The organism is Tardiphaga sp., from assembly GCF_028290495.1.
In the GTDB taxonomy this organism is placed as follows: Bacteria; Pseudomonadota; Alphaproteobacteria; order Rhizobiales; family Xanthobacteraceae; genus Tardiphaga.
On sequence record NZ_JAQGJT010000015.1, the window covers coordinates 35,096 to 49,214 of the forward strand.

Below are 14,119 nucleotides of genomic sequence, written 5' to 3' on the forward strand. Positions count from 1 at the left end.
GGATTGTTATATCGCTACCACGCGAAACGGCCCGCCACGAGGCGGGCCGTGATCGTTTAGACGGATTATGACCGCGCGATCGTGTGATCGGTTCAGCGTGCGGGCTTCTCAGGCATCTTGGCCGCGCGGTCGAGCAGATCCTTGGCGAGATCCTCGAGGATCTCGCGCGTCGCCAGATACAGGCTGTGGCCGCGATCGGTCTCGAACGCCAGCGCCACCACGTCCGGGCGGTTCGGATCGGGGATCAACTGATACGCCAGGATCGGGTAGGCTGGCAGTTCCTGCTCGTCGTGGTCCGGTGTTCTGGCCATCACGTTTCCGTCCTTGCCCGCTTGACGTCCGGCGGCGTCGCTTCCTCGACCAGTGACGCCAGCGCGTCGGTCAGCGACATCACGGTCTGCTTCTCGCTGCCAAGGCGGCGGATCGAGACGGACTGGCTTTCGGCTTCCTTCTTGCCGACCACCAGCAGCGCCGGGATCTTCATCAGCGAATGTTCGCGGACCTTGTAGTTGATCTTCTCGTTGCGCAGGTCGAGTTCGACGCGCAACCCGGCGCGCCGCGCGGCAGCGGCGACCACCTTGGCATACTCATCGCCATCCGACGTGATGGTGGTGACGACGATCTGGGTCGGCGACAGCCACAGCGGGAAGTTGCCGGCGAAATGCTCGATCAGGATGCCGATGAAGCGCTCCATCGAACCGCAGATCGCGCGGTGCACCATCACTGGCGCTTTCTTTGAACCGTCGGCGTCGATGTAGAACGCGCCGAAGCGTTCCGGCAGGTTGAAGTCGACCTGCGTGGTGCCGCACTGCCAGTCGCGGCCGATGGCGTCGCGCAGCACGTATTCGAACTTCGGCCCGTAGAACGCGCCTTCGCCGGGGCTGATCTCGGTCTTGATGCGGCCGCCGGACTGGCTCTCGATCATCGACAGCACGGTGGCCATCACGCGTTCGGCGTGGTCCCACATCTCGTCGGTGCCGACGCGCTTTTCGGGGCGTGTCGAGAGCTTCACCACGATGTCGCCGAAGCCGAAGTCGGAATAAGTCGACAGGATGAGATCGTTGATCTTCAAACACTCGTCGGCGAGTTGCGCCTCGGTGCAGAACACGTGCGCGTCGTCCTGGGTGAAGCCGCGCACGCGCATCAGTCCATGCATGGCGCCGGACGGCTCGTAGCGATGCACCACGCCGAACTCCGCGATCCGCCACGGCAGATCGCGATAGCTCTTCAGCCCGTGCTTGAAGATCTGCACATGGCCGGGGCAGTTCATCGGCTTCAGCGCGAACCAGCGCTTGTCTTCGGCTTCATCACCGGCGGATTGCGCGGCGAACATATTCTCGCGGTCCCACTCCCAGTGGCCGGAGGTCTCCCACAGCGACTTGTCGAGGATCTGCGGTGCGTTGACTTCGCTGTAGTCGCCGGCCAGGCGGCGACGCATATAGGCGATCAGCGCCTGGAAGATGGTCCAGCCCTTGGCGTGCCAGAACACGACGCCGGGGCCTTCTTCCTGGAAGTGGAACAGGTCGAGTTCGCGGCCGAGCTTGCGGTGGTCGCGCTTCTCGGCTTCCTCGATCTGGTGCAGATAGGCGTCAAGGTCTTCCTGCTTGGCGAAGGCGGTGCCGTAGATGCGCGTCAGCATCGGGTTGTTGCTGTCGCCGCGCCAGTAGGCGCCGGCCACCTTCATCAGCTTGAAGGCGTTGCCGACCTTGCCGACCGAGGTCATATGCGGGCCGCGGCAGAGGTCGAACCAGTCGCCTTGTTTGTACACCTTGATGGTCTGGTCGGCCGGGATCGCATCCACCAGCTCAACCTTGAACATCTCGCCGTTGTCCGAGAACACTTGCTTGATGTCGTCGCGCGTCCAGATTTCCTTGGTGAACGGTTTGTCGCGCTGCACGATCTCGCGCATCTTCTTTTCGATCGCGGCAAAGTCCTCCAGCGAGAACGGCTCGTTGCGGAAGAAGTCGTAGTAGAATCCGTTCTCGATCACCGGACCGATGGTTACCTGGGTGCCCGGCCACAACGCCTGCACGGCTTCCGCCAGCACGTGCGCCGCGTCATGCCGGATCAGCTCCAGCGCGCGCGGGTCGTCGCGGTTGACGAAGTCGATGCCGGCATTCTGTTCGATGGGGTCGGAGAGGTCGGTGACGACGCCATCCAGCGCCATGGCGACGGTGCGCTTGGCCAGCGAGGGCGAGATGCCCTTGGCGATCTCGAGCCCGGTGGTGCCGCGCGGATATTCGCGCATCTTGCCGTCGGGGAAAGTGACAATGACGATGTCGGCGGGCGGCGGGGGCGGCGTCAGATTGGCGAGCCCGAACTGGAAACCGGAGGCGGGCGTCTGGCTGTCTGGCATGGTCATCTCCTGTGGCTCACTCCTGCGTACGAGCGCAGGTAAGCGGAATGGGGAGACGCTTGATAAACGCTGCGCGATAACAACGCAATCATGGCGGACGCCGCCAAGCGTCCGCACGACGAGGAAGCTCCGGTTACTTTGAGGGCGCCTTGCTGATTGTTTCGCGCGTGCTCGGAGGCGAGGTCAAAGTCTCCCCCGTTACGCTCCAGCCTTCGGCGTCGTCTACCGCCTTGCTGATTTTCTTCTTGGCTCCGGTGACCAGCAGCATATGCGGCTGCTGGTCGAGGATTTCCGCGCTGAACTTTTGGCGATGGTGTTTTTCGTTGTCGGCGTTTCATAATCTGGAAACGCACCCACTGGCGTTGGTAGAATACTTCCGGCACGATTTTGACGCCGGGCATGCTGAGCCGCAGGTTGAGTTCGCCCTCGGCCGGCATTTCGACGAGCTTCGGTCCATTCTCGTGAATGGAATCGAGCACCTTCATCTGCGGCTTTGCAATAGCCGCTTCGGCCCGCGCGACCAGATTGGTGCTGGGCCGAAATGCGTTGTTGAACAGTACCGGATTCAAAAAAGAGTCGGCGCTCATGATGATGTAACGGCGGAGTTTCTGCTTCGCTGCTGCCATGACGTCCTGCCTGATTTTTCAATCTAAAATTGTTTTCATGTGCACCCCAACCACTGAACCCGCAATCTCGGCCGGCGGATTTTCGGAGGGGGTCTGGTGACCAGGCCGGGCGCACCGGCGAGTGGATGGTTTTACCGGCTTTGTTTCAAACCGGATTTGATCTACATGCGGATGCATGGACAATGAAACGGCTGCCGCGCGCGGAATTCGCCCCTACGCCCCCACCGCCCTGATGATCGGCAATTTCGTCACCGGCATTGCCTTGCTGGCGCCGACGGCGATGCTGGGGGAGTTGTCGTCCGGGCTCGGCGTCACCATCCGCGACGCCGGGCTGCTGATCACCTTCGGCGCGATCGTGCTGTGCATCGGCTCGCCCGTCACGGCATGGCTGACCAGCCGGATGGAGCGGCGACATTTGCTGATGGGCGCGGTGGCGGTGGTCGCTGCGGCCAATTTCGCTTCGGCCTTTGCGCCGAATTATGCCGCGCTGCTTCTGATCCGGCTGCTGATGGCGGCGGTGGCCGCGCTGTACACGCCGCAGGCCGCCGGCACCGTGGCCTTGATCGTGCCGCTGGAAAAGCGCGGCGGCAGCATCGCCTATGTCTTTCTCGGCTGGACGCTGGCCGCCGCCGTCGGCCTGCCGTTGGTCACCTTCATCGCCAGCCGCTACGGCTGGCGCGAGGTGTATAGCGGCATCGGTGCGCTGAGCTGCCTCAGTCTGCTGCTGCTGGCGTGGCGGCTGCCGCGCGGCCTGTACGGCACGCCGGTCGATCTCAAGACCTGGATCGATCTGGCCCGAAACCGCCTCGTCGTGCTGCTGCTGCTGGTCACGACCTTGCAGATCTCGGGACAGTTCGTGATCTTCACCTTTCTTGCGCCACTGCTCGGGCAGTTGACCGGGGCGGGCCCCAACGGCGCCAGCGTGATCTTTGCGATCTATGGCCTGAGCGGACTGGTCGGCATCATGACCGCCACCCGTATCGTCGACGGCTGGGGTGCGCTCAACACGTCATTGCTGGCGACGGTGCTGGTGCTCGGCGGCATGACGGTATGGTCGTTCGGCGCCGGTGCGTTGCCGGTGATGGCGGTTGGTGTGGCGATCTGGGGAACGGGATTCGGCGCCACCAATTCGATGCAGCAGGTGCGGCTGGTCGGCGCCGCGCCCTCGGCGGCGAGCGCATCGGTGTCATTGAATACTTCAGTGCTCTATATCGGTCAGGCGATCGGCTCGGCGATTGGCGGACTGCTGTTTGCAGGAGGCCACTTCCACGCCGCAGGTTTTGTCGCGATGGGCTTCCTGACGCTGGCGCTGATCGCCGTCCTCCTCAGCCGCGGGATGGTGGCGACGGCGCAGCGCTGATCTGTGACGGTTGCCGTCAGTCGCGCACATCGTGCACGCCGCGCCAGCGCGCGAAGCGCCACGGCAGATACCAGCGTGCACCGGCGGGCGCCTGCAAAGGTACATTGTCGATGCCCGAGGTGCCCCACGGCTGGCAGCGCAGCAGCCGCGCAAGGGTCATCCAGCCGCCCGCCCACAGCCCGAACCGACCAATCGCCTCGTCGCCATAGACCGAGCAGGTCGGCAGGTGGCGACAGTGGTAGCCGACTAGTGGCGACAAAGTGTGCCGATAGATCCAGATCGCGCCTCGGCCGGCATTGCGCGGCAAGCGTTGGATAGTACCGGCGCAATGCGCGCACTCCGTTGAATGTTTCATGGGCGGATTGCTACCAGATCGGACGGGTTTTGCACGGTTGATCGGCATGGAACCCTGTGGGTTATGCAAGCAGGACACACCTGCCAGACTTTCGTTCGCGGTGCAGCATTTGAACTGGACGCAAGTAAGGAAGTGGATAGGTTTTTACATAACGCTGACGTGACAGAATCGTCGGTGTTGTTTGGGGGCCCGTACCGTTGCTCGGTTGAGCGCAGGGAAGGAACCGATTTGAGACCCGTGGAGTCGTTTCGCTCAGGCCGTCTGGCGCTGTTTCGCGCCGCAGCCTTTTGCATCGCTCTTCCAGGCCTGATGGCCTCGATCGGCGTCCCCGCCTACGCCGCGAGTTTCCTCGAAGAACGCAAGATGCCGATGCGCTTCACCTGGATCGCCTGCGAGCCGAACTGTCGCGGCTGGGTCGGCGCGGTCGGCGTCGTCACCGGCGATACCGTCAAGGATTTCGACGAATTCGCGCGCGACCGGGAACTGGCCGGCACCACCGTCGTGCTGGATTCCAGTGGCGGCTCGGTCAACGACGCCATCACGCTCGGCAAGCGCTGGCGCAAGATGGGCTTGCTGACGACGGTCGGCACCACGATCGAATTGCAGGCTGCATCTGGCCTGAAGCCGGCGGTGGCGCCGCAGGCCTATTGCGAATCGATGTGCGTCTTCCTGCTGCTCGCTGGCAAGACGCGCTTCGTGCCGGACGAGGCCCATGTCCGGGTGCACCAGATCTGGATGGGCGATCGTGCCGACGATCCGCGCGCCGCGACCTATACCGCGCAGGACCTGATGATCGTCGAGCGCGATATTGGGCGTCTGGCGAAGTACACATTCGACATGGGTGGCGCGGGGGACCTGCTGTTGCTGTCGCTCAACGTGCCGCCGTGGGAAGACCTGCATGAGTTGTCGGCGGAGGAATTGCTGACGACCCATCTGGTCACGACGCATGATGTGGCGGCCGTGTTGCCTGCCGCCAAGCCCGATGTGCCGATGGCCTCGCTGCCGCCGAAGACGGTGCAGGATCGGTTCGTCAGCATGATTGAAGAAAAGGTGCCCGTGGCGTCGTCGATGCCGCCCTTGGCGATGCCGAAAGCAACCAAGACCGCCGAAGCTTCGGGACCGACCGGCGGTGCAGTGGGGTCGCCGGCGAAGTAACCGGCGGTCATCTCTCGCCGCGCAGGGCGGGCAGAGATCAGGCGGCCGGAGCTGTGTTGCCGGTTTTGGCCTCGACCTGCCCGATCGCATCGACCACCGCGTCAAATGTGAGTAGCGTCGAGGCGTGGCGCGCCTTGTAGTCGCGCACCGGTTCGAGCAAGGCGATGTCGGCCCATTTACCGTCCGGCGGCGCGCCGTTTTCCTTCAACATTTTGCGCACTGTCTCGCGCAGCGCGCGCAGTTCCCCGGCGGTCGAGCCGACGACATGGCTCGCCATGATCGAGGACGACGCCTGGCCGAGCGCGCAGGCTTTCACGTCATGGGCGAAATCGGTGACCACCGGGCCATCCATCGTGAGGTCGATCTTCACGGTCGAGCCGCACAATTTGGAATGCGCGGTGGCGCTGGCGTCCGGATGGGGCAGGCGGCCCAGTCGCGGTATATTGCCGGCCAGTTCAATGATGCGCTTGTTGTAGATGTCATTCAGCATCGGCTCAAACCTTAACTCTCCCACCGGTGCCGCCTTGGCGGCCGGGGCGCTGAACCCTATATAGGGGGACAGGCACGTCATGAGAATGCCGGGCCTTCGCCAGAACGCCGGAATTTGAGAATTCAATTCCGGCCTGCTGGTGTTATTCTCGTACGGACTCAGGCGTTCTGGCGGCATTGCCGTCCCGTCTGCCCGGTGACACTCCGGCCTCCCAAGGGGGTCGGTCGAACGGAGTTAAGATGGACGCAATCATCAAGCCGCTGCGCGGCAAATCCCCCGACGGCAAATCGCAGGACTTCCGGCCGGCAGAACTGGATCCCGCCGAATTCCTGGCCGCCGCCGTGCATCCAGACCAGGCGCGGCCGTCGCGTGGCGAGGCTGAGCAGGCGGTACAGACGCTGCTGGCCTATATCGGCGAGAATCCGCGGCGCGAAGGCCTGCTGGATACGCCGCGCCGCGTCGTCGAGGCCTATGACGAGTTATTCCAAGGCTACCACCAGTGCCCCGCAGAGGTGCTGAACCGCACCTTCGGCGAGACTGCCGGCTATGACGATTTCGTGCTGATCCGCGACATGAATTTCACCTCGCATTGCGAGCATCACATGATGCCGTTCTACGGCAAGGCGCATATCGCCTACACACCCGTCGAGCGTGTCGTCGGCCTGTCGAAGCTGGCGCGGCTGGTCGATATTTTCGGCCACCGCCTGCAGACCCAGGAACATCTGACGGCGCAGCTTGCTGCCGCCGTCGACGAGGTGTTGAAGCCGCGCGGCGTCGCCGTGATGGTCGAGGCCGAGCATACCTGCATGTCGGCGCGCGGCATCCGCAAGGAAGGCTCGCGCACCTTCACCACGCGCTTCACCGGCAACTTCCGCGACAACCCGGTCGAGCAGGCGCGCTTCATGTCGATGATCAACATGCCCTCGCGCTGATGCGCGCACGGACTTAACCGCGCCCAGCGAAGCTTTGCTTCGCGTAATGGGCGAGGGGATTGCCGCCGCCTCGTTCGTTGTAAGCATCATTTTATCTGGAAGAACGCAGTGTCCCACAATCACGACCTCGAAGAGAGCCTCGCGCTGCGTCCGAAATTCGACGCGGCCGGCCTCGTCACCTGCGTCGCCACCGACGCCGGCAACGGCGACGTGCTGATGGTCGCGCATATGAACGAAGAGGCGATCCGCAAGACCATCGAGACCGGCGACGCCTGGTACTACAGCCGCTCGCGCCAGGCGCTGTGGCGCAAGGGCGAGAGCTCCGGCAAGGTGCAGCGCGTGGTCGAGATGCGGATGGACTGCGATCAGGACGCGATCTGGATTCGCGTCGAGCAGCAAGGTGGTGCGGCCTGCCACACCGGCCGCCGTTCCTGCTTCTACCGCGCGATCACCAAAGGCGAAGACGGCGCAGCGAAGGTCACGTTCGTCGATGCGGAAAAATTGTTCGATCCGGCCGAAGTGTATCGTCGGGGTTCGTGACGTTTCATTGCTGTTAACCAGCCATTAACCACGTTGGCGCGATGGTGGCCGCAGCTTGATGCCGCTGACGGCGCCCGGGGCAGCACGACATGGCGGTCGAATCGACCAGCATTACAACAGCAATTGAAGCGACGCGCAGCCGGGTCACCGGCGCGATCAAGAACGCTGCCGCGACCACCGGCACCAGCTTCGAATATCTGCTGTCCACCGCCAAGATGGAATCCAACCTCAATCCGCAGGCGACGGCCTCGACGTCCTCCGCCAAGGGCCTGTTCCAGTTCATCGACCAGACCTGGCTCGGGACCGTCAAGGAAGCGGGCTCCCAGCTTGGCTACGGCAAATTTTCCGACGCCATCAGCAAGTCCGATTCCGGCAGCTACTCGGTCAACGACCCCTCTGCCAAGGAAGAGATCCTGAAGTTGCGCGACGACCCCGTCGCGAGTTCGGCGATGGCCGGCGTGCTGACGCAGTCCAACAGCTTCAAGCTGACCGGCGCGATCGGCCGCCGCCCGACCGACGCCGAACTCTACATGGCGCATTTCATGGGCGTCGGCGGCGCCACCAAGCTGATCACGTCAGCCGAAAACAACCCGACCGCTTCGGGCGCCGCGCTGTTTCCGAATGCCGCGGCGGCCAACCAGTCGATCTTCTACGATCAGGGCGGTCGCGCGCGCAGCGTCGCCGATGTCTATTCGGTGCTCTCGACGCGCTATGCCGCAGCCGCCAGTTCGCCGGCGACCCGCACGGCGCTCGGCACCGAGGGCGTCACCGGCAGCGCTACGGCCGTCGGTAGCGCGATGGCGACCGCCGCCCCGCCGATCGACAACGCGGCCTACCTCTCCAGCTTCCCCGATGTCCGCAACGCGCAAGTGGCGAGTTTCGCGCCGGATGCTTCCACGACAACGACCACCGCCAAGCAGGATGGCCCGATCTTCCGCACGCTGTTTCAGGCCGGCGATCGCTCGCAGCCGATCTCCACAGCCGTGCAGGAATTGTGGGGCAACAACGGTTCGCTGACCTCGGTCGGCTCGCCGACCTCCGTGTCGCTGCCGAAAGCGCCGGAAGTCGGCACGCCGCGTCCGCTCGATCTGTTCAGCGATCGCTCGGGCACGTTCAGCAACTAACGACATCGTGTGATCGTAGCCCTGATGAGCGAAGCGATATCCGGGTTTTGATATCACCACTCTAAATCGTGTCCGCGCGATTGCCCTGTGTCCTTCCCGGATATCGCTTCGCTCAACCGGGCTACACATCCCCGCAATCCAACCATCGGGGCATCCTTAACAAAACCTCAACAAACGCAGGCGTTTATGGTGAACCCTTTGTTAAGTGACGTGGTTTATTTTGTCTGACAGTGGCATCGCGTTCCGGTGTCGAACGCGTTGCGTAAGCCGGCAGGACCATGATCGTTCGGCAGTTCATCAGTTGGGTTCGTACCGCTCCCGCCAGCGACCGCGCGGAAGCGACGCGCTCCCTCGCACGGGCCTGGATCTTCTCCGATCTGTCGGAGGACGACCGAGCCGCCGCCGAAGGCGCGCTGTTGATGCTGCTCGACGATCCCTCGCCGCTGGTGCGGCAGGCGATGTCCGAAGTGTTCGCCCGCGCGCCGTCGGCGCCCGCTTCCATCGTGCAGGCGCTGTCGGTCGACCAGTCCTGCGTGGCGCTTCCGGTTCTCGAACATTCCCCGCTGCTGATCGACGCCGATCTGGTCGACATCGTCGCCACCGGCGACAGCGAATTGCAATGCGCCGTGGCGCGCCGCGTCACGCTTCCCGCATCGGTCTGCGCGGCAATCGCCGAAGTCGGCTCTGCCGCTGCAGCACTGGAGCTGATCGAAAATCCCTACGCCGAGATGGCGGCGTTTTCCTGGGACCGCATCGTCGAGCGTCACGGCCATCTCGCCGCGATCCGCGAATCCATGCTGGTGCTGGAAGACCTGCCGGCGGCTACGCGGCTGGCGCTGGTCGCCAAGCTTTCCGAAACGCTGACTCGCTTCGTGGTGGCGCGCAACTGGCTGTCCGCCGACCGCGCAGGCCGCGTCGCGGACGAGGCGATGGCGCGATCCACGGTCAACATCGCCTCGCGCTCGCGCGGCGACGAGATGCGCGACCTCGTGCGTCATCTGCGCCAGGCCGGCCAGCTTACCGTGGGGCTGATCCTGCGCGCGCTGTTGTCCGGCAATATGGATCTGTTCGAGCAGGCGCTGGCGGAATTGTCCGGCGTGCCGCTCGGCCGTGTCTCCGGTATCGTCTATGACGGCCCGAGCAGCAGCCTGAACGCGCTTCTGGCGCGCGCCGGCCTGCCGGAATCGACATATCCTGCGTTCCGCGCCGCCCTGGAAGCGCGCAATGAAGTTGGCTTCATCAGCAGCGTCGGCGGCGCGGTCCGGCTGCGTCGCCGCATGGTCGAGCGGGTGCTGACGATCTGCGAGACGGACGAGGCGGCCTCCGAGCCGCTGCTGATCCTGCTACGCCGCTTCGCCACCGAATCCGCGCGCGAGGAAGCCCGCGTATTCTGCGACGAGTTGGCGATGGAACTGGCGATGGCGCCATTCCACCGCGAGCTGATGGCGGCGTAGGCTTTCACGACGACCAGCCCGGCACAGCCATTTCGCGACTGCTCACGCCCTCAGGCGCGCCGATTGGCCCGCATGGGCATGACAACTCTATGAAGTTTGAAGAGGACTAATCCGCCGGCACGAGGCTCGGAGCGGCGATCGCTTCCAGGTGATCCGGGCGATCCTTGTTCACATGCATCAGATACTCGTCCGCGACATTGCGCAGCTTGTGGCTGAGCGCGGTGGCGACGCCGGCTTTCTCGATGGTGTTGTGCTCGCGCACGATCGCCTGGATGGCGTCGATGTGGTGCCGGATCAATTCGGCCGGCACCAGGTCGAGATCGGGGGCGTGCTCGATGATCCGGCACAGGCTTTCGGCCGCGGCCCCTGCGGTCGGGAAGCCGAAGGTCGAGGCGTCGCCCTTGATGTCGTGTGCTGCGCGAAACAGCTCGTCGCGGGTCTGCGCCGTGAAGCCGTCGCGGACCACCGCTTCATGCGCTTCGGCGAGGCGGTCGCATTCGCTGCGCATCCAGGTCTTGAACTCGCCGGACAATCCTGCCAGCGCCTGTTCGGCGCGCGCGACGGGGTCGTCGAGTTCGCGGTCCACGACGCGACGGATGGCGCGGCGCAAGCTGTTCGGCGGCGTGATAATGTGATGATCGGCAAAGGCCTCGACCTTCGGCGCCTGCGTTTTGTCCCGCGACATCTTCAGCTTCTCCAGCGAGGCCCGCATCAGCTGGCCACGCGCGCTTTATCCATCAGCGACGGCTGCTGCAGCACTTCGGCCTCGCCGCCATTGCGGCGCTCCGGACCGATATAGGCGACGGTGGTGTTGCGGCGGCGATCCGGCCCGAAATAGTTCTTGGTCTTGATGAAGGGGCGGGGATGCGCGACCACACTCATGATGCGCAGATAGAGGCCCTTGGCCGAAATCGGCTTGGCGAGAAATTCGGTGACCCCGGCATCGCGCGCGACCGTGACACGGCGCTTCTCGGAATGTCCGGTCAGCATGATGATCGGCGCATAGGGGTTGCCCTTGGATTCCGGCTGCCGGATCATCTGCGCCAGTTCGAGTCCGTCGAAGATCGGCATCGACCAGTCGGTGATGACAATGTCGGGGGCGTAGTGGCTGTACATTTCCAGCGCGGTGGCGCCGTCCTCGGCCTCGTAGACTTCGCGCGCGCCGAACGAATGCAACAGCGTACGCAGAATCCGACGCATGTGCGGATTGTCGTCGCAGACAAGGAAGCGCAGCTTGTTGAAGTCGATGCGAAACATGATGCGGCCAGACGGAGCGAAGGCTGGTATACCTGTCGTTAACTATATGCCGCCGTGCTTAACGAATGGTTGAAGGCGCCGTTGCCCCTCAATATCCGAACTGTTCGCTCAGGATCCGTTCCTCGAGGCTGTGTCCGGGGTCGAACAGCATGCGCATCGAGATGGTCTTGTCGGAGATGATCTCGACGCGGCGGACGTCGCGGGCCTCGTCATGGTCGGCGACGGCGGCTACCGGGCGCTTGTCGCCTTCGAGCACCTCGATCACCACGAAGGCGGTGTTCGGCAGCAGCGCGCCGCGCCAGCGCCGCGGCCGGAACGCGCTGATCGGCGTCAGCGCCAGCAAAGCGGCGTTGATCGGCAGGATCGGTCCCTGTGCGGAGAGGTTATAGGCGGTGGAGCCGGCCGGCGTTGCCACCATGATGCCGTCGGCGATCAGCTCCGACATCCGCTCGCGCTCGTCGATCAGGATGCGCAACCGTGCCGCCTGGTGGGTCTGGCGAAACAGCGAGACCTCGTTGATGGCGTGGTGGACGTGGACCTCGCCATGCACGTCGGTGGCGCGCATCAGGAGCGGATGGATCACGGTGTCGCGCGAGGCATCGAGACGGGAGTGCAGGTCAACCGTGCTGAACTCGTTCATCAGGAAGCCAACGGTGCCGCGGTGCATGCCGTAGATCGGAATATCCGTGCGCATGTAGTCGTGCAGCGTCTTCAGCATCAGCCCGTCGCCGCCAAGCGCCACGATGACGTCGGCGTTGTCGGGCTCGGCATTGCCGTATCGCGCGGCAAGCTGCGCCAGCGCGTCCTGCGCCTCGGCGCTGGGGCCGGCGACAAAGGAGATCCGGTCGTGTCGGGCAGGCGGGGTCATGAATCGCGGGCCTCTGCGGCAGCTCGTGCACCGGGACGATGGCGCGGGCGTCGTCTAGCGGCGTTACCGGTACTTGTCGAGCCGAGCTTAGCAGTTCTGTGGGATGGGTGGACGGGGGAGCCCCGCATCGTTAACGGGGCGACCGGCGCCGGGCTGCTCCGTATTTGCGCTCCAGCACCGCTGTAACCGCCTTCTCCGACTGCAGTTTGCTACCGGCGAGCCAGACCTCGGTGACCTTGCCGGCCGGACTTCGCACCCGCCGGACCGCCTCGCCATAGCTGGCATAGCCCGCCGCGGCGGAAATCACGCCCTTGTCCCGGCCGCTCACCGTGAGTTCGGCGGCGTCCATGAAGGGATTGAGCGCCTGCGGCAGCGCGACCAGCACCCGGTCGCCGATCGGCACGAGATCGAAGGCGCTCCATGACGTCCACCAGCGTCCGGTCCAGTCGCGGACCCGTCGCTGTGGCGCGCCGTGCGTCGCAAAGGCGCGCAGGATATGCATCGCGCCATCGACCCAGAACCCGGCCAGCCCGTCGCTGGCATTGGTGAAGATGCTGATGGTTAGGTCGCAGGCGGGAATGACGGCGGTGCGCGAGATATAACCGTGCAGTCCGCCGGTGTGACCGAACCAGTCCCAGCCCGCTGTGGTGCCGCTCATGATGCCCAGACCGTAATAGCTCTCGATGGCGGCATGCGGATTGCGCCACAGCCGCCGCGTCATCTCGCGGCGACTGGCGGCTGACAGCACGCTGCGTTTGGCGTTGGGCGCCAGTTGCGCGAAGAATCGCGCGACGTCCGCGGCGGTGCTGACAAATCCCGCTGCGGCCGTCAGGGCGTTGCACGCCGTTTCGCCGGGAATGACGAGGCGGCGGTCGAGCGGCAGCCGCGGCGTATGGCCCTGTGCGAATGGAGTCGCCTTCGCCAGCGGCATGTCGGGCGCGGTGTCGCGCAATACCACGGCATCGACGATCTCGCGTTGGATCCAGCTGCGATAGGGTTCGCCGGTGACCGTCTCGATGACCAGCCCGAGCAAACCAAAGCCGTGGTTGGAATACTTCAGCCGCGAGCCGGGCTCGATGGCGAGCGGCGAACGCAGATCGGCGAGCAGTTCAGTTGTGTTCAGATAGGCGCGGCTGTCGATGAATTGCCCGGCGTCGGCGCCGTCGCGCGTGAGGCCAGCGCTGTGCGACAGGATCTGCGCGAGGGTGGTCGCTGCGACTTGCGGGTGCAGGCCCTTCACATACTGGCCGACGGGATCGTCGAGCCGCAATTTGCCGTGTTCGCGCAGCTTCATCAGGCCGGCGGCGGTGAAGCTCTTGGAATGCGATGCGATCCGGAAGCGATGGCGCGGTGTCAGTCTTTCGCCGGTCGCAAGATTGGCGTGGCCGAACGCATATTCCGTGACGATCTCGCCGCGATGCGCGATTGCGACCAGAGCGCCGGGCTGCTGCGACGTGCGCATCTGAAATTCGAGCCAGCTCTCGACGTAGTCGAGCGCTGGTTTCATCCAGCGATCCATCGGGTGTCACTCCATCAGTCGGGAAACCGCTATCGGGCAGGTCGCGGCGGGGATCTTGCAGGCAATAAAAAACCGGCGCGTCC

General features: G+C 64.4%; 15 protein-coding genes. 6 read left to right on the plus strand and 9 right to left on the minus strand.

Features of this window, described 5'->3' with window-relative positions; translation table 11 throughout:
• Positions 1 to 92: 92 nt before the first annotated feature.
• The 3 genes from JWQ24_RS01580 to JWQ24_RS01590 are packed head-to-tail and all read right to left on the minus strand — an operon-like array spanning position 93 to position 2,982.
• Positions 93 to 311 (minus strand): hypothetical protein, encoded by a 219-nt coding sequence (locus JWQ24_RS01580; protein WP_299803513.1) that lies wholly within the window; start codon positions 309 to 311, stop codon positions 93 to 95.
• Entirely contained in the window at positions 311 to 2,356 is a 2,046-nt protein-coding gene (thrS, locus tag JWQ24_RS01585; RefSeq protein WP_299803515.1) for a threonine--tRNA ligase, read from the minus strand. The genes JWQ24_RS01580 and thrS overlap by 1 nt, the downstream gene beginning before the upstream one ends.
• A 2-nt stretch (positions 2,357 to 2,358) precedes the next feature.
• On the minus strand, positions 2,359 to 2,982 hold the full coding sequence (locus JWQ24_RS01590; RefSeq protein ID WP_299803517.1) for a hypothetical protein: 624 nt from the start codon (positions 2,980 to 2,982) through the stop codon (positions 2,359 to 2,361).
• A 175-nt stretch (positions 2,983 to 3,157) separates the two neighbouring features.
• Between JWQ24_RS01590 and JWQ24_RS01595 the strand changes: the two genes are divergently transcribed.
• Positions 3,158 to 4,342: an MFS transporter gene (locus JWQ24_RS01595; RefSeq protein WP_299803519.1), complete on the plus strand. Its 1,185-nt coding sequence runs from the start codon at positions 3,158 to 3,160 to the stop codon at positions 4,340 to 4,342.
• A gap of 16 nt (positions 4,343 to 4,358) precedes the next feature.
• Here JWQ24_RS01595 and yidD read toward each other — a convergent pair whose 3' ends face one another.
• On the minus strand, positions 4,359 to 4,697 hold the full coding sequence (yidD, locus tag JWQ24_RS01600; RefSeq protein ID WP_299803520.1) for a membrane protein insertion efficiency factor YidD: 339 nt from the start codon (positions 4,695 to 4,697) through the stop codon (positions 4,359 to 4,361).
• Between the two features lie 309 nt (positions 4,698 to 5,006).
• Here yidD and JWQ24_RS01605 point away from each other — a divergent pair, with 309 nt between their 5' ends.
• Entirely contained in the window at positions 5,007 to 5,852 is an 846-nt protein-coding gene (locus JWQ24_RS01605; RefSeq protein ID WP_299803597.1) for a hypothetical protein, read from the plus strand.
• Between the two features lie 37 nt (positions 5,853 to 5,889).
• Here JWQ24_RS01605 and JWQ24_RS01610 read toward each other — a convergent pair whose 3' ends face one another.
• Entirely contained in the window at positions 5,890 to 6,342 is a 453-nt protein-coding gene (locus JWQ24_RS01610) for an iron-sulfur cluster assembly scaffold protein (protein ID WP_299803600.1), read from the minus strand.
• 239 nt (positions 6,343 to 6,581) lie between these two features.
• On the opposite strand from JWQ24_RS01610, the gene folE reads away from it, so the two are divergent.
• The 4 genes from folE to JWQ24_RS01630 all read left to right on the plus strand — a co-directional run bounded on the left by folE (position 6,582) and on the right by JWQ24_RS01630 (position 10,392).
• Positions 6,582 to 7,274 (plus strand): GTP cyclohydrolase I FolE, encoded by a 693-nt coding sequence (folE, locus tag JWQ24_RS01615; protein WP_299803522.1) that lies wholly within the window; start codon positions 6,582 to 6,584, stop codon positions 7,272 to 7,274.
• A gap of 93 nt (positions 7,275 to 7,367) precedes the next feature.
• Entirely contained in the window at positions 7,368 to 7,814 is a 447-nt protein-coding gene (gene hisI, locus JWQ24_RS01620; protein WP_299803602.1) for a phosphoribosyl-AMP cyclohydrolase, read from the plus strand.
• Positions 7,815 to 7,903: 89 nt separating this feature from the next.
• Complete coding sequence (locus tag JWQ24_RS01625; RefSeq protein ID WP_299803524.1) at positions 7,904 to 8,938, plus strand: transglycosylase SLT domain-containing protein; 1,035 nt, start codon at positions 7,904 to 7,906, stop codon at positions 8,936 to 8,938.
• Positions 8,939 to 9,216: 278 nt separating this feature from the next.
• Entirely contained in the window at positions 9,217 to 10,392 is a 1,176-nt protein-coding gene (locus tag JWQ24_RS01630) for a DUF2336 domain-containing protein (RefSeq protein ID WP_299803527.1), read from the plus strand.
• A gap of 106 nt (positions 10,393 to 10,498) precedes the next feature.
• On the opposite strand, the gene JWQ24_RS01635 is transcribed toward JWQ24_RS01630, so the two are convergent.
• From JWQ24_RS01635 to JWQ24_RS01650, 4 genes are all read right to left on the minus strand, one after another.
• Positions 10,499 to 11,077, minus strand: a complete 579-nt coding sequence (locus tag JWQ24_RS01635) for an Hpt domain-containing protein (RefSeq protein WP_299803529.1) — start codon at positions 11,075 to 11,077, stop codon at positions 10,499 to 10,501.
• A gap of 26 nt (positions 11,078 to 11,103) precedes the next feature.
• On the minus strand, positions 11,104 to 11,649 hold the full coding sequence (locus JWQ24_RS01640) for a response regulator (protein WP_299803530.1): 546 nt from the start codon (positions 11,647 to 11,649) through the stop codon (positions 11,104 to 11,106).
• Positions 11,650 to 11,737: 88 nt separating this feature from the next.
• The gene (locus JWQ24_RS01645) at positions 11,738 to 12,517 is read right to left on the minus strand and encodes an NAD kinase (RefSeq protein WP_299803531.1); all 780 of its coding nucleotides are present in this window, start codon (positions 12,515 to 12,517) and stop codon (positions 11,738 to 11,740) included.
• A 130-nt stretch (positions 12,518 to 12,647) separates the two neighbouring features.
• Positions 12,648 to 14,036, minus strand: coding sequence for a serine hydrolase domain-containing protein (locus tag JWQ24_RS01650; RefSeq protein ID WP_299803533.1), 1,389 nt, complete (start codon positions 14,034 to 14,036; stop codon positions 12,648 to 12,650).
• Positions 14,037 to 14,119 lie beyond the last annotated feature (83 nt).